This is a genomic window from Serratia proteamaculans (genome assembly GCF_004684015.1).
Lineage (GTDB): Bacteria > Pseudomonadota > Gammaproteobacteria > Enterobacterales > Enterobacteriaceae > Serratia > Serratia proteamaculans_F.
The window spans coordinates 63,400-87,298 of the sequence record NZ_SRIA01000018.1 but is presented as its reverse complement, the minus strand read 5'-3'; the positions used below and the strand labels follow the sequence as shown (position 1 = coordinate 87,298).

General features: G+C 54.9%; 25 protein-coding genes. 15 read left to right on the top strand and 10 right to left on the bottom strand.

Features of this window, described 5'->3' with window-relative positions; translation table 11 throughout:
* Positions 1-13 precede the first annotated feature (13 nt).
* The 5 genes from cmoB to E5C26_RS14210 form a co-directional block, all read right to left on the bottom strand.
* Entirely contained in the window at positions 14-985 is a 972-nt protein-coding gene (gene cmoB / locus E5C26_RS14230) for a tRNA 5-methoxyuridine(34)/uridine 5-oxyacetic acid(34) synthase CmoB (protein WP_135316889.1), read from the bottom strand.
* A complete protein-coding gene (cmoA, locus tag E5C26_RS14225) occupies positions 982-1,725 on the bottom strand; it encodes a carboxy-S-adenosyl-L-methionine synthase CmoA (RefSeq protein ID WP_135316888.1) in 744 nt (247 codons plus the stop codon). The genes cmoB and cmoA overlap by 4 nt, the downstream gene beginning before the upstream one ends.
* Positions 1,726-1,827: 102 nt before the next feature.
* Positions 1,828-2,223, bottom strand: a complete 396-nt coding sequence (locus tag E5C26_RS14220) for an MAPEG family protein (protein WP_135316887.1) — start codon at positions 2,221-2,223, stop codon at positions 1,828-1,830.
* 102 nt (positions 2,224-2,325) lie between these two features.
* Positions 2,326-3,141 (bottom strand): DUF72 domain-containing protein, encoded by an 816-nt coding sequence (locus E5C26_RS14215; protein WP_135316886.1) that lies wholly within the window; start codon positions 3,139-3,141, stop codon positions 2,326-2,328.
* Positions 3,142-3,215: 74 nt separating this feature from the next.
* Positions 3,216-3,794: a hydrolase gene (locus E5C26_RS14210; RefSeq protein WP_135316885.1), complete on the bottom strand. Its 579-nt coding sequence runs from the start codon at positions 3,792-3,794 to the stop codon at positions 3,216-3,218.
* 202 nt (positions 3,795-3,996) lie between these two features.
* Here E5C26_RS14210 and E5C26_RS14205 point away from each other — a divergent pair, with 202 nt between their 5' ends.
* The 7 genes from E5C26_RS14205 (at position 3,997) to ruvB (ending at position 9,773) form a co-directional block, all read left to right on the top strand.
* Positions 3,997-4,227: an FmdB family zinc ribbon protein gene (locus E5C26_RS14205; protein WP_331251156.1), complete on the top strand. Its 231-nt coding sequence runs from the start codon at positions 3,997-3,999 to the stop codon at positions 4,225-4,227.
* An 83-nt stretch (positions 4,228-4,310) separates the two neighbouring features.
* Positions 4,311-6,092, top strand: coding sequence for an aspartate--tRNA ligase (gene aspS / locus E5C26_RS14200; protein WP_135316884.1), 1,782 nt, complete (start codon positions 4,311-4,313; stop codon positions 6,090-6,092).
* Positions 6,092-6,538 carry a dihydroneopterin triphosphate diphosphatase gene (gene nudB, locus E5C26_RS14195; protein ID WP_099064270.1) on the top strand — a complete coding sequence of 149 codons (447 nt, stop codon included), beginning with the start codon at positions 6,092-6,094 and terminating at the stop codon, positions 6,536-6,538. The genes aspS and nudB overlap by 1 nt, the downstream gene beginning before the upstream one ends.
* A gap of 19 nt (positions 6,539-6,557) precedes the next feature.
* Positions 6,558-7,301: a YebC/PmpR family DNA-binding transcriptional regulator gene (locus tag E5C26_RS14190; protein ID WP_135316883.1), complete on the top strand. Its 744-nt coding sequence runs from the start codon at positions 6,558-6,560 to the stop codon at positions 7,299-7,301.
* 73 nt (positions 7,302-7,374) lie between these two features.
* Entirely contained in the window at positions 7,375-7,896 is a 522-nt protein-coding gene (gene ruvC / locus E5C26_RS14185; RefSeq protein WP_135316882.1) for a crossover junction endodeoxyribonuclease RuvC, read from the top strand.
* Between the two features lie 240 nt (positions 7,897-8,136).
* Complete coding sequence (gene ruvA / locus E5C26_RS14180) at positions 8,137-8,748, top strand: Holliday junction branch migration protein RuvA (RefSeq protein ID WP_135316881.1); 612 nt, start codon at positions 8,137-8,139, stop codon at positions 8,746-8,748.
* Positions 8,749-8,768: 20 nt separating this feature from the next.
* On the top strand, positions 8,769-9,773 hold the full coding sequence (gene ruvB, locus E5C26_RS14175; RefSeq protein ID WP_135316880.1) for a Holliday junction branch migration DNA helicase RuvB: 1,005 nt from the start codon (positions 8,769-8,771) through the stop codon (positions 9,771-9,773).
* Positions 9,774-9,847: 74 nt separating this feature from the next.
* Here ruvB and znuB read toward each other — a convergent pair whose 3' ends face one another.
* Both znuB and znuC read right to left on the bottom strand, forming a co-directional pair.
* A complete protein-coding gene (gene znuB / locus E5C26_RS14170) occupies positions 9,848-10,633 on the bottom strand; it encodes a zinc ABC transporter permease subunit ZnuB (RefSeq protein ID WP_135316879.1) in 786 nt (261 codons plus the stop codon).
* Complete coding sequence (znuC, locus tag E5C26_RS14165; protein ID WP_135316878.1) at positions 10,630-11,388, bottom strand: zinc ABC transporter ATP-binding protein ZnuC; 759 nt, start codon at positions 11,386-11,388, stop codon at positions 10,630-10,632. The genes znuB and znuC overlap by 4 nt, the downstream gene beginning before the upstream one ends.
* Before the next feature lie 78 nt (positions 11,389-11,466).
* On the opposite strand from znuC, the gene znuA reads away from it, so the two are divergent.
* The 3 genes from znuA to lpxM all read left to right on the top strand — a co-directional run bounded on the left by znuA (position 11,467) and on the right by lpxM (position 14,890).
* Positions 11,467-12,432, top strand: coding sequence for a zinc ABC transporter substrate-binding protein ZnuA (gene znuA / locus E5C26_RS14160; protein ID WP_135316877.1), 966 nt, complete (start codon positions 11,467-11,469; stop codon positions 12,430-12,432).
* Positions 12,433-12,453: 21 nt separating this feature from the next.
* Complete coding sequence (gene mepM / locus E5C26_RS14155; protein ID WP_135316876.1) at positions 12,454-13,776, top strand: murein DD-endopeptidase MepM; 1,323 nt, start codon at positions 12,454-12,456, stop codon at positions 13,774-13,776.
* A 145-nt stretch (positions 13,777-13,921) separates the two neighbouring features.
* Positions 13,922-14,890: a lauroyl-Kdo(2)-lipid IV(A) myristoyltransferase gene (gene lpxM, locus E5C26_RS14150; protein ID WP_012145495.1), complete on the top strand. Its 969-nt coding sequence runs from the start codon at positions 13,922-13,924 to the stop codon at positions 14,888-14,890.
* Positions 14,891-15,078: 188 nt separating this feature from the next.
* On the opposite strand, the gene pyk is transcribed toward lpxM, so the two are convergent.
* Together pyk and E5C26_RS14140 are read right to left on the bottom strand one after the other, a co-directional pair.
* Positions 15,079-16,521: a pyruvate kinase gene (gene pyk / locus E5C26_RS14145; RefSeq protein WP_012145494.1), complete on the bottom strand. Its 1,443-nt coding sequence runs from the start codon at positions 16,519-16,521 to the stop codon at positions 15,079-15,081.
* Between the two features lie 188 nt (positions 16,522-16,709).
* Positions 16,710-17,582, bottom strand: a complete 873-nt coding sequence (locus E5C26_RS14140) for a MurR/RpiR family transcriptional regulator (protein ID WP_012145493.1) — start codon at positions 17,580-17,582, stop codon at positions 16,710-16,712.
* 352 nt (positions 17,583-17,934) lie between these two features.
* Between E5C26_RS14140 and zwf the strand changes: the two genes are divergently transcribed.
* From zwf to mdtI, 4 genes are all read left to right on the top strand, one after another.
* A complete protein-coding gene (gene zwf, locus E5C26_RS14135) occupies positions 17,935-19,410 on the top strand; it encodes a glucose-6-phosphate dehydrogenase (RefSeq protein ID WP_135316875.1) in 1,476 nt (491 codons plus the stop codon).
* 152 nt (positions 19,411-19,562) lie between these two features.
* A complete protein-coding gene (locus E5C26_RS14130) occupies positions 19,563-20,204 on the top strand; it encodes a bifunctional 4-hydroxy-2-oxoglutarate aldolase/2-dehydro-3-deoxy-phosphogluconate aldolase (RefSeq protein WP_135316874.1) in 642 nt (213 codons plus the stop codon).
* Positions 20,205-20,768: 564 nt separating this feature from the next.
* Positions 20,769-21,137 carry a multidrug/spermidine efflux SMR transporter subunit MdtJ gene (mdtJ, locus tag E5C26_RS14125; RefSeq protein ID WP_167796655.1) on the top strand — a complete coding sequence of 123 codons (369 nt, stop codon included), beginning with the start codon at positions 20,769-20,771 and terminating at the stop codon, positions 21,135-21,137.
* Positions 21,124-21,453, top strand: a complete 330-nt coding sequence (mdtI, locus tag E5C26_RS14120; protein ID WP_135316873.1) for a multidrug/spermidine efflux SMR transporter subunit MdtI — start codon at positions 21,124-21,126, stop codon at positions 21,451-21,453. The genes mdtJ and mdtI overlap by 14 nt, the downstream gene beginning before the upstream one ends.
* A 57-nt stretch (positions 21,454-21,510) precedes the next feature.
* Here the strand turns inward: mdtI and E5C26_RS14115 are convergent, their stop codons facing one another.
* On the bottom strand, positions 21,511-21,855 hold the full coding sequence (locus E5C26_RS14115; RefSeq protein ID WP_135316872.1) for a RidA family protein: 345 nt from the start codon (positions 21,853-21,855) through the stop codon (positions 21,511-21,513).
* 133 nt (positions 21,856-21,988) lie between these two features.
* Between E5C26_RS14115 and E5C26_RS14110 the strand changes: the two genes are divergently transcribed.
* Complete coding sequence (locus E5C26_RS14110) at positions 21,989-23,893, top strand: ATP-dependent DNA helicase (protein WP_135316871.1); 1,905 nt, start codon at positions 21,989-21,991, stop codon at positions 23,891-23,893.
* Positions 23,894-23,899: the final 6 nt, after the last annotated feature.

The window sequence follows — 23,899 nt, the reverse complement described above, 5'->3', positions numbered from 1 at the left end:
TTTTCATTTTGGCTTAAGGCTTTCTCGCCACCAATACGGCACGCAGCGGAGCAGGGTAACCTTCGATGGTTTTACCCGGATCGTTAGGATCGAGGAACTCGGCCAGTGACTCGCTGGTCATCCAGTCGGTGCGGCGTTGCTCTTCAGTGCTGGTCACACACATGTCGGCGATTTTCACGTCGACGAAACCGCACTTCTCCAGCCAGCACTTCAGCGCTTCGGCCGACGGAATAAAATAGACGTTACGCATTTGCGCGTAGCGATCGCCGGGTACCAATACCTGATTGCGGTCGCCTTCTATCACCAGCGTTTCCAACACCAATTCACCTTCGCTCACCAATTGGTTTTTCAACTGGTAGAGGTGATCCAGCGGCGAACGACGATGATACAGCACGCCCATCGAAAATACCGTATCGAAGGCGGCCAGTTCCGGCAGTTGCTCAATGCCGAGTGGCAACAGATGAGCGCGCTGATCGCCGCCCAGCAGTTTACGTACCGCTTCGAACTGACACAGGAACAGCTGCATCGGGTCGATGCCGACCGCCAGATGTGCCCCAGCGCCAAGCATGCGCCACAGGTGATAGCCGCTGCCGCAGCCGACATCAAGAATGGTGCGACCGGCCAGAGGTGAAATGTGCGGTAAAACGCGGTCCCATTTCCAGTCGGAATGCCATTCGGTGTCGATATCGATGCCATACAGTGAGAACGGCCCTTTACGCCACGGCATCATGGTGCGCAGCATCTTTTCGATGCCTTCCAACTGACCTGGTGACAGAGGAGGGTCCATCTCGGCACGCACGCCATCCAGTAAATCCAAACGGGTTGGCGTCAGTGCCGGCAGGTGTTCAACTGAATTAAACCACTGTTTGAACTTGCCGTGCAGCGACTCACGCTGCCAGGCGCTGAGCTGCGCAGGCAGGGTATCGAGCCAGTGACTGAGATTGCTTTTCGCGATGCGCTGATAAAAATCACCAAACTCAATCATGCGGCGGCTCCCGATTTCAGGGCGATCAGTGAACCGAAGTTAAAGCATTGGAACCAGACTTCCGCATGTTCAAAACCGGCCTGTTTCAGACGCGTTTTGTGGGCGTCTACGGAGTCGGTCAGCATGACGTTTTCCAGCATGCTGCGTTTCTGGCTGATTTCCAGTTCGCTGTAGCCGTTGGCGCGTTTAAAATCATGGTGCATGTTGAACAGCAACTCGCCGACGTCGGCATCCTCAAAACTGAACTTCTCCGACAGCACCAGTGCGCCGCCCGGACGCAGCCCGCGGTACACCTGTTCCAACAGACGCAGACGGTCCGCCGGCTCAAGGAATTGCAGGGTGAAGTTCAGTACCACCATCGAGGCGTTTTCGATTTTGATATCGAGGATGTCGGCCTCAATCACCTCGACCGGCGTTTCAGCGCGGAAGGCGTCAATATGGCGGCGGCAGCGTTCAACCATGGCCGGGGAGTTGTCGACGGCAATGATGTTACAACCCGCCACCTTGATATTCCTTCGCATCGACAGCGTTGCGGCGCCCAGTGAACATCCAAGGTCATACACCTGGCTGTCGGGCTGAACGAAACGTTCGGCCAGCATGCCAATCATCGAAATGATATTGGAATAGCCGGGAACGGAACGCTGGATCATGTCAGGGAAGACTTCAGCGACGCGTTCGTCGAAGGTCCAGTCGCCCAGTTTGGCGATTGGGGCAGAAAAAAGAGTATCGCGGTTTGGCATGGCGGCAAATCAGTTCAGAATTCGAAGGCGCATATGCTAACAGAAAATGGCAGGAAAGAGCAGCGGAAGCAGGCGGCGTAACCGCCTGAGGTCGAACGGGGATCAATGAAGGCTGAAAATAATGTCCCACGGCAGATAGAAAATATTAGCCAGCACCATTAACACCAACGAAAGGTAGGTGGCAGCCATGCCGGAACGACGCCAGCGGACTTCACGATTGCGTAAACCGTAATAATGCACCAGACGACCAGCCATCAACATCAGGCCACAAATATGGATCATCCAGACTTCAGCGCCGTTCATCTCCATAATCACCAGCAAAACGGCGGCGATAGGGATGTATTCTACGGCGTTGCCGTGAACGCGGATGGCGGTTTGTAGCTCGTAAAACCCGCCGTCTCCGTAAGCGACACGGTATTGCATCCTTAGCCTAACCACGTCATAAGAGAGTTTGATCAACAACAGTGCGCCGAGCACGACATAAAGCGCGCTTACCATTTTTAACTCCATTCCCTAACCAAAACTGGCAGCCAGCATCATAGCCGCCATTGCATTCACTGTCGCGAGGAAAAATCTGATGCTATTGGTCAGATTAATAGGTCAAAACAGTGCATCCTGCTCGGGCCAGTCCGGTGGGGGCGGTAAATTCGGAATAGCCTGATGCAGTTGCTGCCAGATTTTCTGCGCCTGTTGCGGAGAATCGCCGTTATCCGGCGTATGGATAAACAGGAAGGGCTGATGCCGGGCTTGCCAACTGGGCAGTTTCTGTTGCCAGGCGTCGAACCAGCGCAGATTATCCTGCAACACGTCGCCACCGATAAAACGCACCAGCGGATGGTTGGCGGTAACCAGTGCGTGTACCGGCAGTTTGGGTTTTTTCTGTTGGGCATCGCGCACTGCCGCGCTGTTGGGCAGGGCGTGATGCACCGGGCGGCTGTCGAGGATCACCCGGTTGATCCCCCGCTGATGCAACCCCTGATTCAGCAGTCGTTCTTCTTCACCCTTGCCAAAGAATGCCGGGTGGCGGACTTCCACCCCGTAGGTAAACTCTTTTGGCAAGGCGTCGAAAAATTGCCACAGTGCCGGTAACTCCGCCGGGCCAAACGCGGCAGGCAGTTGCAGCCACAGTTGACCAATGCGCTGATGCACCGGGCTCAGACATTGGTAAAAGGCCTGTAGATCGGCGTCACAGTTGCGTAGCGCCGCCTTATGACTGATGGTGGCAGGGAACTTGAAACAGAAGCGAAAATCATCGGTGGTCATGTCGCGCCAGCGCTGGACGATTTCCAGTTTCGGTAATGCGTAGAAGGTGGTATTGCCTTCCACGCAGTTAAAGTAACGGCTGTAATCCGCCAGATCGCGCAGTCCGATACGATTCCAGGCCGGGTGTTGCCACTGTGGGAGTCCGATATACATCAAGCTGGCATCTTCCTTAATTATCCCTGTCAGTCAAACGCGGGCGCAGCATGCGGCGCCCCTACAAGTTAGCGTTACTCGCCGAATGCGGCAAGAATTTCGCCGGTGCTGCGAACGCGTGCCAGACGCGGGAAGATGTTGTCGAAGGCAAACTGGTGCATTTGCGCGTTTGATGCACTGCACAGGTCTTCGGCGATCACCAACTCGTAGCCGTGTTCCCAGGCGGCGCGGGCGGTTGACTCCACGCCAATGTTGGTGGAAATGCCGCCCAATACGACGGATTTAATGCCGCGGCGACGCAGTTGCAGGTCCAGATCGGTGCCGTAAAATGCGCCCCATTGGCGTTTGGTCACCAGGATATCGCTGTCGCTAACCGCCAGCGATTCAGGGAATTCCCACCAGTTGGCCGGCAACCCGCCTGCAGGCGCTGGGGAGGGTTGGTCCACCGGTTGTTTCAGCGCTTCGGCAAAGGAATCTGACCAACCGACGCGTACCAGAACAACCGGCGCACCGAGCGAACGAAAATGTGCCGCCAGTTGAGCGCCATGGGCAACCACGCTCTCGGCGCTGTGCGGTCCACCGGCGTAAGGCAGAATGCCCTTTTGCAAATCAATCAATACCAGGGCCGTAGTTTGAGCATCAAGTTTTAACATGGGAATATCTCGTTACGAGGTGGATAAAATACGCGCAGGTGAGCTGGCGCGCTAAACAGGAGTTGATTCAGGCTACGTGAAAAAAGCGTCACGGGTTAATGGGAAATTTGTTAATCAATGTGTTACTTCGGGCAAAAACACGTCATTTAGTGCTGCAACAAAGCTGTGTTCGCACTTATCTGGCGCATGAATTTCCTTTATAATGATCGCCTTTTTTCAACACACTTTACTCCGACGACCTATGCCGATTTATGAATATGCATGTGGTGCTTGCAGCCTTCGGTTAGAGAAACTGCAAAAATTTTCCGATGCGCCGCTGACAGATTGTCCGGCGTGTGGGCAGCCCGCGTTAACCAAGTTGATTTCGTCCACCGGTTTCCAGTTAAAGGGTACAGGTTGGTATGCAACAGACTTCAAACCGGGTAATAAGTAGAGTTCATCAGAAATTATCAGAAATCAGCCGCGTGGCAGGCGCTAAAGCCCGCGCGGCATCGGCTTAAGCCAAAAGGATAGCGTATGCGTACTGAATATTGCGGGCAGTTGAATCTGTCTCACGTGGGCCAGGAAGTCACTTTGTGTGGTTGGGTCAACCGTCGTCGCGATCTGGGCGGCCTGATCTTTATTGATATGCGCGACCGCGAAGGCATCGTGCAGGTGTTTTTCGATCCGGACCAGAAGGCCGCGTTCGATAAGGCGTATGACCTGCGCAATGAATTCTGCATCCAGATCGTCGGCACCGTGCGTGCTCGTCCGGACAGCCAGATCAATAAAGATATGGCCACTGGCGAAGTGGAAGTGTTCGCCCACGCTCTGGAGATCATCAACCGTTCCGAGCCTCTGCCGCTGGACTCCAACCAGGTCAACAGTGAAGAAGCGCGTCTGAAATATCGCTACCTGGATCTGCGTCGTCCGGAAATGGCTGACCGTCTGAAAACCCGCGCCAAAATCACCAGCTTTGTGCGCCGCTTTATGGACAGCCATGGCTTCCTCGATATCGAAACGCCGATGTTGACCAAAGCCACGCCGGAAGGCGCCCGTGACTACCTGGTGCCGAGCCGCGTACATAAAGGCAAATTCTATGCGTTGCCGCAGTCACCACAGCTGTTCAAGCAGTTGCTGATGATGTCCGGTTTCGATCGCTACTATCAAATCGTTAAATGCTTCCGCGACGAAGACCTGCGTGCTGACCGTCAGCCAGAATTTACCCAGATCGACGTGGAAACTTCATTCATGACCGCCGAACTGGTGCGTGAAGTGATGGAGAAACTGGCGCGCGAACTGTGGCTGGACGTGAAGAACGTAGATCTGGGTGATTTCCCGATCATGACCTTCGAAGAAGCGATGCGTCGCTACGGCTCGGACAAACCGGATCTACGTAACCCACTGGAACTGGTGGACGTGGCCGACCTGGTGAAAGACGTCGAGTTTAAAGTGTTCTCCGGCCCGGCTAACGATGCCAAAGGCCGCGTAGCCGCGATTTGCGTTCCTGGCGGCGCGCAGCTGACTCGTAAACTGATCGACGAATACGGCGCTTTCGTTAACATCTATGGCGCCAAAGGTCTGGCCTGGCTGAAGGTCAATGACCGTGCTGCCGGCATGGAAGGCGTACAGAGCCCGATCGCCAAATTCCTCAGCGCCGAAGTGCTGGAAGCGATCCTGGCGCGCACTAACGCACAGTCCGGCGACATTCTGTTCTTCGGCGCCGACAGCTTCAAGATTGTGACCGATGCGATGGGCGCACTGCGTCTGAAGCTGGGTCGTGACTTGCAACTGACCAAACTCGATAGCTGGGCACCGCTGTGGGTGATTGACTTCCCAATGTTCGAAGAGGACGGCGAGGGCGGTCTGGCGGCGATGCACCATCCGTTCACTGCACCACGTGACATGAGCCCGGAAGAGCTGGCCAGCACGCCAACCGCGGCGATTGCCAACGCTTACGACATGGTCATCAATGGCTACGAAGTGGGCGGCGGTTCGGTGCGTATTCACCGCAGCGAAATGCAGCAGACGGTATTCAGCATTCTTGGTATTAACGAGCACGAACAGCGCGAGAAGTTTGGCTTCCTGCTGGACGCGCTGAAGTACGGTACGCCGCCACACGCCGGCCTGGCTTTTGGTCTGGACCGTCTGGTGATGCTGCTGACCGGTACCGACAACATTCGTGACGTCATCGCCTTCCCGAAAACCACCGCGGCGGCCTGTCTGATGACCGAAGCGCCGAGCTTCGCCAACCCGGCGTCGCTGCAGGAGTTGGGCATTTGTGTGGTGAAGAAAGCCTCTGAACAAGAGAGCGAGTGATGAACTACAAGCGACCCGAGTCTATTCTGGTAGTGATTTATGCCATCTCCAGTGGCCGGGTGCTGATGTTACAGCGGCGCGATGATACTGAGTTCTGGCAGTCGGTGACCGGCAGCCTGGAGGAAGATGAGTCGCCGCCGCATGCCGCCCGGCGTGAGGTCATGGAAGAAGTCGGCATCGATATCGAAGCAGAGAATCTGCCGTTGTTCGATTGCCAGCGCTGTGTGGAGTTTGAACTCTTTGTCCATTTGCGACATCGCTATGCCCCGGGAACCACGCGCAATAAAGAGCATTGGTTCTGTCTGGCTTTGCCTGAAGAGCGCGATCCGGTGATTACCGAACATCACGCCTACCAGTGGCTTGAGGCGGCGCAGGCCGTGAAGTTGACCAAGTCCTGGAGCAATCAGCAGGCGATTGAAGAGTTTGTGATTAATTCAGTCCAGTAATTTTTTTCGGAGATTTTTTATGGCAGGTCATAGTAAGTGGGCCAACACCAAGCACCGCAAGGCAGCGCAGGATTCCAAGCGCGGTAAAATTTTCACCAAAATTATTCGCGAGCTGGTGACCGCCGCGAAACTGGGCGGTGGCGATCCAGGGGCTAACCCGCGTCTGCGTGCGGCAGTTGACAAGGCGCTGTCCAACAACATGACGCGCGACACCCTGAACCGTGCTATCGCGCGTGGCGTGGGTGGTGATGATGATTCCAACATGGAAACCATCATTTATGAAGGCTACGGCCCGGGCGGCACTGCCGTCATGATCGAATGCCTGAGTGATAACCGTAACCGTACCGTGGCCGAAGTGCGTCATGCCTTCACCAAATGCGGTGGTAACCTGGGTACCGACGGCTCCGTAGCTTACCTGTTCACCAAGAAGGGCGTCATCACTTACGCACCGGGTCTGGATGAAGACGTAGTGATGGAAGCGGCGCTGGAAGCCGGTGCCGAAGATATCGTCAGCTACGACGACGGCGTCATTGACGTCTTCACCGCCTGGGAAAACCTCGGCGAAGTGAAAGATGCCCTGACCACCGCCGGTTTCACTGCCGACTCGGCAGAAGTTTCCATGATCCCATCGACCAAGGCCGATATGGATGAGGAAACCGCACCCAAACTGTTGCGCCTGATCGACATGCTGGAAGACTGTGACGACGTGCAGGAGGTTTACCACAACGGTGAGATCTCCGACGAAGTTGCAGCAACGCTGTAATCGGCTTGAGGTACGGCGCTGTCTGGTGGCAGCGCCTGGCGAAGTTAATGCTTAACGCAAGGTGGGTGTAGGGATGACGATCATTCTCGGTATCGATCCCGGATCGCGCATCACCGGTTACGGCCTTATTCGCCAGCAAGGCCGCCAGTTGACCTATGTGGCCAGCGGCTGTATTCGCACCGTGGTGGATGACATGCCGACCCGTTTAAAGCTGATTTATGCGGGCGTGAGCGAAATTATCACCCAGTTCAAACCGGACTTTTTTGCCATCGAACAGGTGTTTATGGCGAAGAACCCGGATTCGGCGCTCAAGCTCGGACAGGCGCGCGGCGTGGCCATTGTCGCTGCCGTGAACCAGGATTTGGAAGTGTTTGAGTATGCGGCACGCCAGGTCAAACAAACGGTGGTGGGTACCGGCGCGGCAGAAAAAGCGCAGGTGCAGCACATGGTGCGCTCCTTGCTTAAACTGTCGGCCAATCCTCAGGCTGACGCCGCCGATGCGCTGGCCATCGCCATTACCCACTGCCATCTCAGCCAAAACGTGTTGCGGATGAGTGAAGGGCGATTGAACCTGGCGCGTGGGCGTTTAAAGTAGCGCTTGATCGGTGATATACAGGCTCCAGATAAAGTTTGTTATTAGGGAGAGCGTGCCGAAGGGGTCGTAGCGGCTTGTCCGCCGGAGCGCCCCTCGGTGCGCTAGGCCCGGGTATCTCGGGCTTGAAGGCCACTTTGTTATTAAACTTAGGCTGGATATTCATCCAGCCTTTTTTATGTTATAAGCTTTACCAGCACGGCATGACAGCAGGTCATGCTCATGAATTCTGCAGGAGGGTAAATGATAGGTCGTCTCAGAGGAGTTATTCTGGAAAAGCAGCCGCCGCTGGTGTTACTGGAGGCAAACGGTGTGGGTTATGAAGTGCATATGCCGATGACCTGCTTTTATGAGCTGCCGGAACTGGGGCAAGAGGCTATCGTGTTTACCCAATTCGTGGTGCGCGAAGATGCACAATTGCTGTACGGCTTTAATGATAAACAAGAGCGTGCGCTGTTCCGCGAGTTGATCAAAGTCAACGGCGTAGGGCCAAAGCTCGCGCTGGCTATTTTGTCCGGCATGTCTGCACAGCAGTTTGTCAGTGCCGTTGAACGCGAAGAGATCACGTCTCTGGTGAAATTGCCGGGTGTCGGTAAGAAAACCGCTGAGCGCCTGGTGGTCGAAATGAAAGACCGCTTCAAAGGGCTTAATGGCGATCTGTTCAACAGCAGCAGTGAAATTGCGCTGCCCACCGCAGCGCAAGTCGCCGAAGTGGATGCCGAAGCCGAAGCTGCCTCGGCGCTGGTGGCATTGGGATACAAACCGCAGGAAGCCAGCCGTATGGTCAGCAAAATCGCCAAGCCTGGCGCCGATTGCGAAACCCTGATCCGCGACGCATTGCGCGCCGCGCTGTAAGCGCCGATAAGGGGTAGAGAATGATTGAAGCCGATCGCCTGATTTCTGCCGAACCGATCAATGAAGAAGAAATTCTTGATCGCGCCATCCGGCCGAAGCTGCTGACGGAGTACGTCGGTCAGCCACATGTCCGCGAGCAGATGGAAATCTTTATTCAGGCGGCCAAGCAGCGTGGCGACGCGCTGGACCACCTGCTGATTTTCGGTCCGCCGGGGCTGGGTAAAACCACGCTGGCCAACATTGTTGCCAACGAAATGGGCGTTAACCTGCGCACCACTTCCGGGCCGGTATTGGAGAAGGCGGGCGATCTGGCGGCAATGCTGACCAACCTCGAACCACACGACGTGCTGTTCATCGATGAAATCCACCGCCTCTCTCCGGTAGTAGAAGAAGTGTTGTATCCGGCGATGGAAGATTACCAACTGGATATCATGATTGGCGAAGGCCCGGCCGCTCGCTCGATCAAACTCGATTTACCGCCGTTCACACTGGTGGGCGCAACCACCCGTGCCGGTTCACTGACTTCACCGCTGCGTGACCGCTTCGGTATTGTGCAGCGTCTGGAGTTTTATCAGATCGCCGATTTACAGCACATCGTTTCACGCAGCGCTAATTGCCTGGGACTGGATCTGTCGGAAGAGGGGGCCCATCAGGTAGCTCGTCGCGCGCGCGGTACTCCGCGTATCGCCAACCGTTTACTGCGTCGGGTGCGTGACTTTGCCGAAGTTCGCGCCAATGGTGTAATCAATGGCGAAGTGGCGATGCAGGCGCTGGATATGTTGAACGTCGATGCCGAAGGTTTTGACTATATGGACCGCAAGCTGTTACTGGCGATTATCGACAAGTTCACTGGCGGGCCCGTTGGCCTGGATAACCTGGCGGCGGCGATTGGTGAGGAGCGGGAAACTATCGAAGACGTTATCGAGCCTTTCCTGATCCAGCAGGGCTTTATCCAGCGCACACCGCGCGGGCGCATGGCGACCAATCATGCTTATAAACACTTTGGCATGGTGCGCGAAGAGTAAGACAACTCTCTGCATTAAAAAAGGGCCGCAATTGAATCAATTGCGGCCCTTTTTGACATCGGTGGCAGCCGAGGTCAGGCTTGCTGCTTCTTGGATAAGCTTAAAACAAACAGCACCGCGGCGCTCAAGACCACCGACGGACCGGCCGGGGTGTCGTAGAAGGCCGAAAAGGTCAGCCCGCCGGTTACGGCAAGCACACCAACCAGCACCGCGTATCCGGCCATTTGCTCCGGCGTGCGGGCGAAGCGGCGTGCAGTCGCCGCAGGAATAATCAACAGTGAAGTGATGATCAGCGCACCGACGAACTTCATTGCCAGGCCGATGGTCAAGGCCGTCACCAGCATCAACACGGTGCGCGCACGCACCAGATTAACACCGTCGACATGCGCCAGCTCCGGGCTGACGGTCATCGACAGCAGGTTGCGCCATTGCCACCACAGGATCAGCAGCACGACAGTCACGCCAATGCCAATCATCCAGATATCGGTGAGGGTGACCGACAGCAGGTCGCCAAACAGATAGGCCATCAGATCGACCCGCACGTTCGACATCAGCGCCACCACGACCAGCCCCAATGAAAGTGCGCTGTGCGCCATAATGCCGAGCAGGGTATCAACGGAAAGCTGCGGGCGACGCTCCAGCCACACCAGCACCAGAGCCAACACCAGCGTCACGGCAATCACCGCATAGAAGGGATTGATGTTCAGCAGCAGACCGAAAGCCACGCCAAGCAATGAGGCATGCGCCAGGGTATCGCCGAAATAGGACATCCGTCGCCAGACCACAAATGAGCCAAGCGGACCGGCGGCGCAGGCCAGCAGGACTCCGGCCAGCCAGCCGGGTAATAACAGTTCGATCATGCCTCACGGCCCCCGGTTTTCTTCAACACAATTCGTCCTTGCAGGTCGTGACGGTGGTTATGGTGGTGGCGATAGACCGCCAGTTGTTCCGCACCGCGATTGCCGAACATGGCGATAAATTCAGGATGCATCGAAACCACTTCCGGCGCGCCGGAACAGCAGATGTGTTGGTTGAGGCACAGCACTTCATCGGTTTTCGCCATCACCAGATGCAGGTCATGAGACACCATCAATACCGCGCAGCCCAACTCTTTACGCAACTGGTCGATCAGGTCATACAGCGCCAGTTGGCCGTTAACATCAACGCCCTGGGTGGGTTCATCCAGCACCAACAGCTGTGGCTTGTTCAGCAGCGCCCGAGCCAGCAATACGCGCTGGTTTTCACCCCCGGAAAGCTTTTGCATGGGTTGACTGAGCAGGTGGGCCGCCTGAACGCGCTTAAGCGCTGGCAGAATATCGGCCTTTTTGACGCCGGGCTTCAGGCGCATAAAGCGGCTGACGGTCAGCGGCAGGGTGGCATCGAGGTGTAATTTTTGCGGCACATAACCAATGCGCAGGCCAGGCTCGCGTTCCAGTGTTCCCTCGGTGGGCGCAATCAGCCCCAGAACCACTCGCACCAGCGTGGATTTGCCCGCGCCATTGGGGCCGAGCAGCGTCAGAATACGGCCCGGCTGCAGGCTGAGCGAAATATTCGACAGTACCTTGCGGTTACCAAAGGAGACGGAGATATTTTTTAGCGTTGTCAGTGTGGACATCTCATGATTACATTTTGCAGAACTAACCGAATGTTATAATATCACGCCTCGCTGATGAAAACGACGGGATTACAGATAATGGCACAGAAAAATAAATGGTTGCAGCGCACGCTGCTGGCCAGCGCATTGATGATGGCCGGGCCACTGAGCAGCGCGTCTGCGGCGGTGGTGACTTCTATACGGCCAGTGGGTTTTATCGCCGCGGCGATAGCCGATGGCGTGACGCCGACCGAAGTGTTGCTGCCGGATGGCGCATCGCCACACGATTTCGCGCTGCGGCCTTCCGATATCCAGCGCCTGCGTGCCGCCGATCTGGTGGTGTGGGTGGGACCGGATATGGAAGCTTTTCTGGCCAAGCCTTTAGTCTCCATATCGGCTAATCGCCAGGTAGCCATCAGTGAATTGAGTGGGGTGAAACCTCTGCTGATGAAGGGCGAAGACGACGACCATGACCATGAACACGGTCATGATCATGCAGCAGATACGCATAATCATGCTGAAAGTGATGAGGGGGATGGACACCATCACGGCGAATATAACATGCACGTTTGGTTGTCTCCAGAAGTGGCAAAAGTGACCGCGATCGCGATTCACGACAGGTTATTGGAACTTATGCCGCAAAATAAAGACAAATTAGACGCAAACCTGCGCCAGTTCGAGAATCTGCTGACGCAAACTGACAAAAATGTTGGTAACATGCTCAAGCCTGTGCAAGGCAAGGGATATTTTGTTTTTCATGATGCTTACGGCTATTTTGAGAAACATTTCGGTTTGAGCCCGTTGGGCCATTTCACCGTTAATCCCGAAATCCAGCCTGGGGCACAGCGCTTACACCAAATTCGAACACAGTTGGTTGAGCAGAAAGCAGTATGCGTTTTTGCTGAGCCACAATTCAGGCCAGCCGTAATCAATGCGGTTGCCAAGGGGACCAAAGTGCGTTCTGGAACGCTGGATCCGCTGGGCACCGGCATCGCACTGGGGAAAGACAGCTACGGGAACTTCCTGACACAGCTGTCAAACCAGTACGTGAGCTGCCTGAAGTAAAGATTATGAGGATAAAATCGAGTGCAGCAGATAGTCAAAACTATCGCTCTGGCGTATAACAACCTGCCACGGCCCCACCGCGTCATGCTGGGGTCGTTGACAGTGGTTACATTGGCCGTTGCCGTCTGGCGGCCTTTTGTTTATCACCCAGAACATAACCCCATCGTTAAGAGTATCGAATTAGAGTCCAGCCAGTTACGATCCTTGCTGCCAGAAGCCAGTGAACCGATCGATCTTGACCAAGCCACCCCCGATGATGACATCCCACAGGATGAGCTGGACCAGAAGGTCGCCGGCGAGGATGGCGTGCATGAATATGTGGTTTCCACTGGCGATACCCTGGGCAGTATCCTGACCCAATATGGCATCGATATGTCGGACGTCACCCTGTTGGCATCGCAGAACCGTGATCTGCGTAATCTGAAAATTGGTCAACAGCTGTCATGGACAGTGAATGATGCCGGTGACCTGCAGCGTTTGACCTGGGAAGTGTCCCGCCGTGAAACCCGCACTTACGATCGTGCGGGCAACAGTTTTAAAGAAAGTCAGGAATCGCAACAGGGTGAATGGCGCAATAATGTGATCAGCGGCCGACTCAACGGCAGCTTTGTCACCAGCGCCGCTAACGCCGGCCTGAGCCGTGCTGAAATCAATGCGGTGATCAAAGCACTGCAATGGCAGTTGGATTTCCGCAAACTGCGCAAGGGCGATCAATTCTCGGTATTAATGTCTCGCGAACACTTTGATGGCAAGAGTGCGCAGAGCCAGTTGCTGGGTGTGCGCATGCGCACCGGCGGTAAGGACTACTACGCTATTCGTGCCGAAGACGGTAAATTCTACGATCGTCAGGGTTCAGGCCTGGCGAAAGGCTTTATGCGTTTCCCGACCATGAAGCAATTCCGCATTTCCTCAAACTTCAACCCACGCCGGGTTAACCCGGTCACCGGGCGTATTGCGCCGCATAAAGGCGTCGACTTCGCGATGCCGGTTGGCACCCCGGTGCTGGCCGTGGGTGACGGTGAAGTACTGATCGCCAAACGCAGTGGTGCTGCGGGTAACTATGTGGCTATCCGTCATGGTCGCCAGTACACCACGCGTTATATGCATCTGAAAAAACTGTTGGTTAAGCCAGGTCAGAAAGTGAAGCGTGGCGATCGTATTGCGTTGTCCGGCAACACCGGCCGCTCTACCGGCCCACATCTGCACTTTGAAATGTGGACCAACCAACAGGCGGTGAACCCGTTGACGGCGAAACTGCCGCGCTCTGAAGGGCTGACCGGTAAAGATCGCAGTGATTATCTGGCGCAGGTGAAGGAAGTCACCCCGCAGTTGCAGCTGGATTAATCCCTTGTTTGGGCGCTGTGCGCCAGTGATACCATCGGCCTGATTTCGGGCCGATGTTGTTTTATATTGGCGCTTCGCCGTGGATAATTGCAAAATCAACCTTTGCAATTATGATTAGCCGAACCGCTAAGTTAAGAGCTTGTGCATGCAAAACGAAAAAAAATCTAACTCAGAGTTCATCCCGCAATTTCAGAAAGCCTTTTACCACCCGCGCTACTGGGGCGTTTGGCTGGGAACCGGGCTGATGGCCGGTATTTCATTGGTGCCTGCGCGCTTGCGCGATCCGGTGCTGGGTGCCGTTGGCAAGCTGGCCGGCAAGGTGGCTAAAGGTGCACGACGTCGTGCGCGCATCAATCTGCTGTATTGCCTGCCGGAAGTGCCGGAAAATGAGCGTGAGCACATCATTGATGAAATGTTTGCCACCGCACCGCAGTCGATGATCCTGATGGCCGAACTGGCCTGCACCAAACCGGAAAAAGTGTTGAAGCGCGTTCGCTGGCACGGTGAAGAGGTGCTGGATAAAATCCGTGAAGAAGGCCGTAACGTGATTTTTCTGGTGCCGCATGGCTGGGCAGTGGATGTTCCGGCGATGTTAATGGCGGCTCGCGGTCAGCCGATGGCGGCGATGTTCCACAACCAGAGCAACCCGTTGGTTGACTACCTGTGGAATACGGTGCGTCGCAAGTTTGGCGGCCGGATGCATGCGCGCAATGACGGCATCAAACCCTTTATCAGTTCAGTGCGCCAGGGCTATTGGGGCTATTATCTGCCCGACCAGGATCACGGTGCCGAACACAGTGAGTTCGTCGACTTCTTCGCCACCTATAAGGCGACGCTGCCGGCAGTGGGACGACTGATGAAGGTCTGCCGCGCGGCCATTGTGCCCTTGTTCCCGGTTTACGACGGCAAAACCAGCATGCTGGATGTTTACATTCGCCCGCCGATGGACGATTTGGCCACCGCCGATGACCACACTATTGCGCGTCGGATGAATGAAGAAGTGGAGAACCTGGTGGGGCCGAACCCGGAACAATACACCTGGATCCTCAAACTATTGAAAACGCGTAAAGAAGGTGAAATTGAACCTTATTCACGCGATGATTTATACCGCTAAGCGACATTCTTTCTCTACGCCAAAGGCCAGTTCTCTCAGGGGGATTGGCCTTTTCGTTATGGCAGCTTACTTAAATGTGCAATCGATGACTGTCCGCTCGCCGTAGCGGCGACTGGAGATGAGTTTATCAGGGGGAAGGGGGAGCGTAAAAAAATGCCGACCGCGTTAACGGTCGGCAGCAGGGTATTTTACTCGACGCGCAGGATACGGCTGGTATTGGTGGTACCCACGGTTTCCATCACGTCGCCCTGGGTAACGATCACCAGATCGCCGGAGACCAGGAAGCCTTTATCACGCAGACGGTTAACTGCGTCATTGGCCGCGATAACGCCATCATTATGGCTGTCGAAGTACACTGGCGTCACGCCGCGGTACAGCGCCGTCAGGTTCAACGTGTGCTCATGGCGTGACATGGCGAAGATCGGCAGACCGGAGCTGATACGTGACATCATCAGCGCGGTGCGGCCTGACTCGGTCATGGCGATCAGGGCGGTAACCCCTTTCAGGTGGTTGGCCGCGTACATTGAAGACATGGCAATGGCTTCTTCAATGTTGTCGAACTGCACGTCCAGACGGTGTTTGGAGACATTGATGCTTGGGATTTTCTCTGCACCCAGACAAACGCGTGCCATCGCCGCCACGGTTTCTGCCGGGTACTGACCGGCCGCGGTTTCAGCAGACAGCATTACGGCATCGGTACCGTCCAGCACGGCGTTTGCCACGTCCATCACTTCGGCACGGGTCGGCATCGGGTTGGTGATCATCGACTCCATCATCTGGGTCGCGGTAATCACGGCGCGGTTTAGCGTACGGGCACGGCGGATCAGTTTTTTCTGGATGCCGACCAGTTCCGGATCGCCGATTTCGACGCCCAAATCGCCACGGGCCACCATCACTACGTCGGAGGCCAGGATAATGTCATCCATGGCTTCGTCGCTGCAAACGGCTTCGGCACGTTCGACTTTGGACACGATCTTGGCGTTGCAGCCAGCATCACGCGCCAGACGACGTGCGTAGTTCAAATCTTCGCCGGTACGCGGGAAGGAAACCGCCAGGTAGTCGACGCCGATTTTTGCCGCGGTGACGATATCGGCCTTGTCTTTCTCGGTCAGGGCTTCAGCTGACAGGCCGCCACCGAGTTTGTTGATGCCTTTGTTGTTGGACAGCGGGCCGCCAACGGTGACCTCGGTAAACACTTTCATGCCCTGAACTTCGAGCACTTTCAGCTGTACGCGGCCGTCATCGAGCAGCAGTACGTCGCCGGGTACCACGTCGGCAGGCAGGCCTTTATAGTCGATACCGACTTTTTCTTTATCGCCTTCGCCCTTGGACATGTTGGCATCAAGCAGGAATTTATCACCGATGTTAAGGAAGATTTTGCCTTCCTTAAAGGTGGAAACACGAATTTTCGGCCCTTGCAGGTCACCCAGAATAGCGACGTGGCGTCCCAACTTGGCAGCAATTTCGCGCACTTTGTCAGCGCGGATCTGGTGATCTTCTGCAGTGCCGTGGGAAAAGTTAAGCCGAACTACGTTAGCGCCGGCGGCAATGATCTTTTCCAGATTATTGTCGCGGTCAGTAGCCGGACCCAGGGTGGTAACGATTTTGGTTCTTCTGAGCCGTCTGGACATGTATTACTCCGTTGACTGGTGAAGCAAATTATTGGTGTTGCGATAACGTCGGATAACGAAACCAGGAGTGAAATGTAATTTTACTACACTGATATTTCACTCGGGTTACCCGCATGAGCGTTTTACAGGGTACTGCCTCTAATGCTGCCGTTCAGATGACTTTGAACGACAGGTTTTTTTCACATCGGTTACGAGTCGAAACTGTTGGGGATAACTACACCCTTATCAAAGCGCGATTCTTTCAACGCTTCCTTGACCCGCTTCAAGTTATCTCTGAATTTGGCCCCTCGACGCAAGGTAAATCCGGTGGCCAGCACGTCGATGAGCGTTAATTGCGCAATTCGCGATACCATCGGCATATAAACGTCGGTGTCTTCCGGTACATCGAGCAATAATGCCAGCGTGGCTTCATGAGCCAGTGGGGTGTCGCGGGAGGTAATGGCTATGACCGTGGCATCGTTTTCACGTGCCAGTTGCGCCATTTCCACTAGGTTCTTGGTGCGACCAGTGTGTGAGATGAGTACCACTACATCCCCTTCGCTGGAATTCATGCATCCCATGCGTTGCATGACGATGTCATCGAAATAGACCACCGGAATATTGAAGCGGAAAAATTTGTTCATCGCGTCGTGGGCCACGGCTGCCGAGGCACCCAAACCGAAGAAAGAGATTTTTTTTGCCTGGGTAAGCAAGTCAACCGCACGATTGATTGCTGCAATATCCAAATTTGCCTTTACTGTATCAAGACTGGCCATCACGGATTCGAAAATTTTACCGGTATAGGAAGCCACGCTGTCATCTTCCTCCACGTTACGGTTTACGTACGGGGTGCCGTTGGCCAGGCTTTGGGCAAGATGCAGTTTAAAATCGGGAAAACCCTTGGTATCGAGACGGCGACAAAAGCGGTTGACGGTGGGCTCGCTAACGTCCGCCATTCTGGCCAGCGTCGCGATACTGGAGTGAATGGCGGTCTGCGGGGAGGCGAGGATCACCTCGGCGACTTTCCGTTCAGATTTGCTCAGCAGCTCCAGATGGCTCTGGATTTTTTCCAGCGTATTCATATAACGAGAGTCACTCATGGGTTTTGTCGATTTCAATCAAAGGAGAAATCAATGCCGGTTTAGTGAAAATATACTACGTGCTGGTAACCGTTGGCAGTGTCGACAGAGGGTATGCAGAGTTTTTTCATCAGAACATGACCTGTGTCTAACTTTCATAATGGTAAAAGAGCATCAAAAAAGACAGAAAATTACAGTTTTTAGTTCAGCCAGCGGCGTTTCCTACCGATAGCGCATAACACTGCAATTTTTGGGGCTTTTTTTCTACTTTTGATCCGGGTTTACTGGCCGTAGTCAAAGAGAGTACATTAGTAATGTAAGAAAATTACAAATATCCTGCAACGAGGAGATGAACATGGCGGTAACCTCTACAGCCCAGGCGTGTGACCTGGTTATTTTCGGCGCGAAAGGCGATTTGGCGCGTCGTAAGCTGTTGCCTTCCCTGTACCAGTTAGAGAAAGCCGGTCATATCCACCCGGATACCCGTATTATCGGCGTCGGCCGTGCCGAGTGGGATAAAGAAGCCTATATCAAGGTGGTCAAGGAAGCGCTTGGCACCTTTATGAAAGAAAAACTCGATGACGAACTTTGGGCCACGCTGAGTGCGCGCCTGGATTTCTGCAACCTGGATGTCAACGACAGCAAGAACTTTGCCAAATTGGGCAAAATGCTGGACCAGAAACATCGCACCACCATCAACTATTTTGCCATGCCGCCCAGCACTTTCGGCGCAATTTGCAAGGGGTTGGGCGAAGCCAAGCTGAACCACGAGCCGGCACGCGTAGTGATGGAAAAACCGCTCGGTACCGATCTGGCATCTTCCCGTGTGATCAACGATCAGGTGGCGGAGTATTTCAACGAGACTCAGGTTTACCGTATTGACCACTATCTCGGCAAAGAGACGGTATTGAACCTGTTGGCGCTGCGTTTTGCCAACTCATTGTTTGCTTCCAACTGGGACAACCGTACCATCGACTCCGTGCAAATTACCGTAGCGGAAGAGGTGGGTATTGAAGGTCGTTGGGGTTACTTTGACCAGGCCGGCCAGATGCGCGACATGATCCAGAACCACCTGTTGCAAATTCTGACCATGATCGCCATGTCACCCCCGGCGGATCTGACCACCGACCGTATTCGTGATGAGAAAGTGAAGGTGCTGCGCTCACTGCGTCGCATCAATCAGACCAATGTGCGCGAAACCACGGTGCGCGGCCAATATACTGCCGGTTTTGTGCAGGGCAAAAAGGTCCCTGGCTACCTGGAAGAGGAAGGGGCGAACAAAAGCAGCAACACCGAAACCTTCGTTTCTATCCGTGTCGATATCGACAACTGGCAGTGGGCCGGTGTGCCGTTTTACCTGCGTACGGGTAAGCGTTTGCCGACCAAATGCTCCGAAGTGGTGGTCTACTTCAAGAACCCACCGCTGAACCTGTTCAGCGATTCTTACCAGCAGTTGCCGCAGAACAAATTAACCATTCGTCTGCAGCCGGATGAAGGCATCGAGATCCAGGTGTTGAACAAGGTTCCTGGCCTGGATCACAAACATCGTCTGCAAACCACCAAGCTGGATCTGAGTTTCTCAGAGACCTTCAACCAGGAGCACGTGGCAGACGCCTACGAGCGCCTGTTGCTGGAGACTATGCGTGGTATCCAGGCGCTGTTTGTGCGCCGTGACGAAGTGGAAGAAGCCTGGAAGTGGGTAGACTCTATCATGGACGCGTGGAAAGCGGATAACGAAGCGCCGAAGCCGTATCAGTCCGGTACCTGGGGCCCGGTAGCCTCGGTGGCGATGATCACCCGCGATGGCCGTTCCTGGAACGAGTTCGAATAACCACCCGGCCGGCAGTTTATCTGCCGGCATTTTTTTGCCCGCACGACCGGGGCGCAACATCACTTGGGGTACGGCCGGACGCCCGCGAGACTCCGTGGGGCCCTGTGGCAGGGGCGTGCCATTGATAACCCGTAAGTAATGGAGAAGTAACGATGAAAAACTGGAAAACCAGCGCAGAACAGATCCTGACCGCCGGTCCGGTAGTTCCGGTGATTGTGATTAATAAGCTGGAACATGCGGTGCCGCTGGCCAGGGCGCTGGTCGCCGGTGGCGTGCGTGTATTGGAAGTCACTTTGCGTACCGCCTGCGCTATGGACGCGATCCGCGCTATCGCGGCTGAGGTGCCGGAGGCGATTATTGGTGCCGGTACGGTGCTTAACCCGCAGCAGTTGCAGGCGGTGACCGAAGCCGGTGCGCAATTCGCCATCAGCCCTGGCCTGACCGAGGCGCTGCTGAAAGCTGCTACCGCGGGCAGCATTCCATTGATTCCGGGTATCAGCACCGTTTCAGAACTGATGCTGGGTTTGGATCACGGTCTGCGTGAGTTCAAGTTCTTCCCGGCTGAAGCCAACGGCGGGGTTAAGGCACTACAGGCGATCGGCGGCCCATTTCCGCAGGTACGTTTCTGCCCGACCGGTGGCATCACCCCAAGTAACTACCGTGATTACCTGGCGCTGAAAAGCGTATTGTGTATCGGTGGCTCCTGGTTGGTCCCGGCCGACGCGTTGGAAAATGGTGACTACGCGCGCATCACTGAACTGGCACGTACTGCGGTGAGTGGCGCCACGGCGTAACCCGCACCGGGCCTGGTTTTGGCGATTATTTGGTCGGCCAAACTTAAACGAAGGTTCAACGGCTTGTTGGGCCTTTTTTTATTTTTAAATTAGTTAACTTTCTTATTTATAGACTATTTTTTTGCTGTTTTTGTGAAAATGGCGGTTTGCTTTATGATTATTGCTATGGTACAACTATTGCAGTTGAAATTTTACTTGATGAGGATATTGGGCAAATCGCACTCCGTGTAACAAGATTATGTGCGGCTGAGAATAGAGAATACTTATGATGACAACTAATGGAATTACCCTCAGAACCTCTACCTGCCAGCTTTTCCTGTCTGCCATCCTTGCCAGTGAGCATCACTGGTGCAGCGAGCTATAGCGTCTTTCTCCCTTAACCGGTGCTGGTGACAGGCTCAGTCCTCCGTCATTTCGCGTAACCGGGCAAACATTTTTATTACGTTTGGGTCAGTTTATCCCCAGGGATCTCTGCGTCTTCAGCGCCTGTTTACGCCTGTCTGACGAGATAAATCGGGATAAATATGCCTTAGCGTGCGTTATTCGCCGTTTTGGAGAGAAATTATGATTTATTGGATCTTTTTAGGTTTGGCCATCGTCACCGAAATTATCGGTACCCTGTCAATGAAATACGCCAGCGTCAGCGGCGGCATGACCGGCCATATAGTGATGTATGTCATGATCACCGCGTCGTATGTGATGCTGTCGATGGCGGTAAAACGAGTTGCTCTGGGCGTCGCCTATGCGCTGTGGGAAGGTATCGGTATCCTGTTTATTACCCTGTTTAGCGTGCTGTGGTTTGACGAACCTATCTCGGCATTGAAGGTGCTGGGTCTGGTGACGTTGATTGCCGGTATCATGTTGGTGAAGTCCGGCACCCGCAAACCACGAAAACAGGCAACTCCGCGAGGTGACAACCATGCAACAGCTTGAGTTGTACCACATTGCTTTTCTGGGGTTGGCGATCGTGCTGGAGATTATCGCCAACATTTTCCTGAAGATGTCGGACGGTTTCCGCAAAATTTGGTTGGGTCTGTTGTCTCTGCTGTCGGTACTGGGGGCGTTCAGTGCGCTGGCGCAGGCGGTGAAGGGGATTGACCTGTCGGTTGCCTATGCGCTGTGGGGCGGTTTCGGTATCGCCGCGACAATCGCTGCCGGCTGGATCCTGTTTGGTCAGCGATTGAATGCCAAAGGCTGGATTGGTCTGGTGCTGTTACTGGCGGGAATGGTGATCATCAAACTGGCTTAATCAGCAGCAAATGCGACAAAATAAAACCGCAGGCGTTATCGTCTGCGGTTTTTTACTTTACAGCGCGGCAATAATTTTGATTTCAACCTTGTACTTCGGGTTCATCAATTTGGCCTGCACGGTACAGCGCACTGGGGCGCTACCGGCAACCACCCAGGCATCCCAGGCGGCATTCATCGCAGCAAAGTCAGCGCCGTCGGCCAGAAAAATGGTGGCGTCCAGCACCCGGCTTTTATCGGAGCCTACACGGGTCAGGATCATGTCAATCGCTGCCAGGGCGTTAGCGGTCTGCGCGGTCGCATCATCATCCAGATTTTCCGGCACGCTGGTGTAATAAACAGTGTCGTTATGAACTACGGCTTCAGACCAGCGATCGGCAGGATCAATTCGTTCAATATTCATTCGGTTATCTCCATATCATAGTCGCGTGTAGGGTATCACAGCCATCGGCAGAAATACTCGACGTTAAAGTCGGTGGTAGCCGCGCGGCAGGATTGGCATAATCAACGCTGAATAATACCGGCAGAGAGATAGCGTGACAGACGATTTCGCAACAGACGGCGCCCTGGCGCAGGCAATCAAGGGTTTCAAACCGCGTGAAGCACAGCGGCAGATGGCGGAAGCGGTCACCGAAGCCATTAACTTCAAGCAGGAGTTGGTGGTCGAAGCGGGCACCGGCACCGGTAAAACCTTCGCCTACCTGGCACCGGCACTGCGGGCCGATCGCAAAGTGATTATTTCCACCGGTTCAAAAGCACTGCAGGATCAGCTTTATGCACGCGATCTGCCCACCGTTGCCAAGGCGCTGAACTACAAAGGCAAGATGGCGCTGTTGAAGGGGCGATCCAACTACCTGTGTCTGGAGCGTCTGGAACAGCAGTCGATGGCCGGTGGTGAACTGGCCGGACAGGCGCTGATCGACCTGGTTCATCTGCGCAAATGGTCGTCAATGACCAAAGAGGGCGACATCAGCAGCTGCAGCGACGTGGCAGAAGACAGCTTTGTCTGGCCACTGGTGACCAGCACCAACGATAACTGTCTGGGTAGCGACTGTCCGTTGTATAAAGATTGCTTTGTGGTCAAAGCCCGTCGCCGTGCTATGGATGCGGACGTGGTGGTAGTGAACCACCATTTGTTCCTGGCGGACATGGTCGTGAAAGAGGGCGGCTTTGCCGAACTGATCCCCGAGGCCGATGTGATGATCTTCGATGAAGCGCATCAGATCCCGGACATCGCCAGCCAGTATTTCGGCAAACAGCTAACCAGCCGCCAGTTGCTGGATCTGGCCAAAGACATTTCCATTGCTTACCGTACCGAAGTACGTGACGCGGCGCAGCTTCAAAAAAGCGCCGACCGTCTTAGCCAAAGTACGCAGGATTTCCGCTTAATGCTGGGTGAGCCAGGTTTTCGCGGCAATCTGCGTGAGGTATTAAGCCAACCTAATGTGCAGCGCGCCTTGCTGTTGCTCGATGATGCGCTCGAACTCTGCTACGACGTAGTCAAGCTGTCCCTTGGGCGATCAGCCTTGCTGGATGCCGCCTTCGAACGCGCCACGCTGTACCGTGCACGGCTCAAACGTTTGAAAGAAGTGACAGAACCGGGTTTCAGCTACTGGTACGAGTGCAACTCGCGCCATTTTGTTTTGGCGCTGACGCCATTGACGGTGGCCGATCGTTTCCGTGAGTTGCTGGATGAGAAACCAGGCAGTTGGATTTTTACCTCGGCAACTTTGTCGGTTAATGAACAAATGGGGCATTTTACCGACCGTCTGGGCCTGAATAAGGCCAAAACCTTGCTGCTGGCCAGCCCGTTCGACTATGCCAAACAGGCATTGCTGTGTGTGCCGCGCTTTTTGCCGTCACCGAACCAACCGGGTGGTGCCCGGCAATTGGCGCGTATGCTGCGGCCGTTGATTGAGGCCAATAACGGCCGTTGTTTCTTCCTCTGTACCTCGCACCAGATGATGCGTGAACTGGCGGAAGAATTCCGTGCAACCATGACCTTACCGGTGCTGTTGCAGGGGGAAACCAGTAAGGGCCAACTGTTAGCGCAGTTTGTTGAGTCCGGCAATGCGTTACTGGTGGCGACCAGCAGTTTCTGGGAAGGGGTCGACGTGCGTGGCGATGCCCTGTCGTGCGTGATCATCGACAAACTGCCGTTTACCTCGCCGGACGATCCCTTGTTGAAGGCAAGGATTGAGGACTGCCGGTTGCGCGGTGGCGATCCGTTTAACGACGTGCAACTGCCGGATGCGGTCATCACGTTGAAACAAGGGGTTGGGCGCTTGATCCGCGATACCGATGACCGTGGCGTGCTGGTGATCTGTGATAACCGCCTGGTGATGCGGCCCTATGGCGAAGTGTTCCTCAACAGCCTGCCGCCGACGCCACGCACCCGTGATATTGCCCAGGCGATTGCCTTCCTGCAGGCGGAGCGCTAGCGGATA

Coding starts and splice junctions, on each gene's coding strand:
- ruvB (WP_135316880.1), top strand. CDS start 8,769: ATGATTGAAGCCGATCGCCTGATTTCTGCCGAACCGATCAATGAAGAA.
- nudB (WP_099064270.1), top strand. CDS start 6,092: ATGAACTACAAGCGACCCGAGTCTATTCTGGTAGTGATTTATGCCATC.
- znuC (WP_135316878.1), bottom strand. CDS start 11,388: ATGTCCACACTGACAACGCTAAAAAATATCTCCGTCTCCTTTGGTAAC.
- cmoA (WP_135316888.1), bottom strand. CDS start 1,725: ATGCCAAACCGCGATACTCTTTTTTCTGCCCCAATCGCCAAACTGGGC.
- E5C26_RS14140 (WP_012145493.1), bottom strand. CDS start 17,582: ATGAATACGCTGGAAAAAATCCAGAGCCATCTGGAGCTGCTGAGCAAA.
- ruvA (WP_135316881.1), top strand. CDS start 8,137: ATGATAGGTCGTCTCAGAGGAGTTATTCTGGAAAAGCAGCCGCCGCTG.
- E5C26_RS14130 (WP_135316874.1), top strand. CDS start 19,563: ATGAAAAACTGGAAAACCAGCGCAGAACAGATCCTGACCGCCGGTCCG.
- aspS (WP_135316884.1), top strand. CDS start 4,311: ATGCGTACTGAATATTGCGGGCAGTTGAATCTGTCTCACGTGGGCCAG.
- mdtJ (WP_167796655.1), top strand. CDS start 20,769: ATGATTTATTGGATCTTTTTAGGTTTGGCCATCGTCACCGAAATTATC.
- mdtI (WP_135316873.1), top strand. CDS start 21,124: ATGCAACAGCTTGAGTTGTACCACATTGCTTTTCTGGGGTTGGCGATC.
- lpxM (WP_012145495.1), top strand. CDS start 13,922: ATGCAAAACGAAAAAAAATCTAACTCAGAGTTCATCCCGCAATTTCAG.
- E5C26_RS14115 (WP_135316872.1), bottom strand. CDS start 21,855: ATGAATATTGAACGAATTGATCCTGCCGATCGCTGGTCTGAAGCCGTA.
- E5C26_RS14215 (WP_135316886.1), bottom strand. CDS start 3,141: ATGTATATCGGACTCCCACAGTGGCAACACCCGGCCTGGAATCGTATC.
- E5C26_RS14205 (WP_331251156.1), top strand. CDS start 3,997: ATGATCGCCTTTTTTCAACACACTTTACTCCGACGACCTATGCCGATT.
- cmoB (WP_135316889.1), bottom strand. CDS start 985: ATGATTGAGTTTGGTGATTTTTATCAGCGCATCGCGAAAAGCAATCTC.
- pyk (WP_012145494.1), bottom strand. CDS start 16,521: ATGTCCAGACGGCTCAGAAGAACCAAAATCGTTACCACCCTGGGTCCG.
- znuA (WP_135316877.1), top strand. CDS start 11,467: ATGGCACAGAAAAATAAATGGTTGCAGCGCACGCTGCTGGCCAGCGCA.
- znuB (WP_135316879.1), bottom strand. CDS start 10,633: ATGATCGAACTGTTATTACCCGGCTGGCTGGCCGGAGTCCTGCTGGCC.
- zwf (WP_135316875.1), top strand. CDS start 17,935: ATGGCGGTAACCTCTACAGCCCAGGCGTGTGACCTGGTTATTTTCGGC.
- E5C26_RS14190 (WP_135316883.1), top strand. CDS start 6,558: ATGGCAGGTCATAGTAAGTGGGCCAACACCAAGCACCGCAAGGCAGCG.
- E5C26_RS14220 (WP_135316887.1), bottom strand. CDS start 2,223: ATGGTAAGCGCGCTTTATGTCGTGCTCGGCGCACTGTTGTTGATCAAA.
- E5C26_RS14210 (WP_135316885.1), bottom strand. CDS start 3,794: ATGTTAAAACTTGATGCTCAAACTACGGCCCTGGTATTGATTGATTTG.
- ruvC (WP_135316882.1), top strand. CDS start 7,375: ATGACGATCATTCTCGGTATCGATCCCGGATCGCGCATCACCGGTTAC.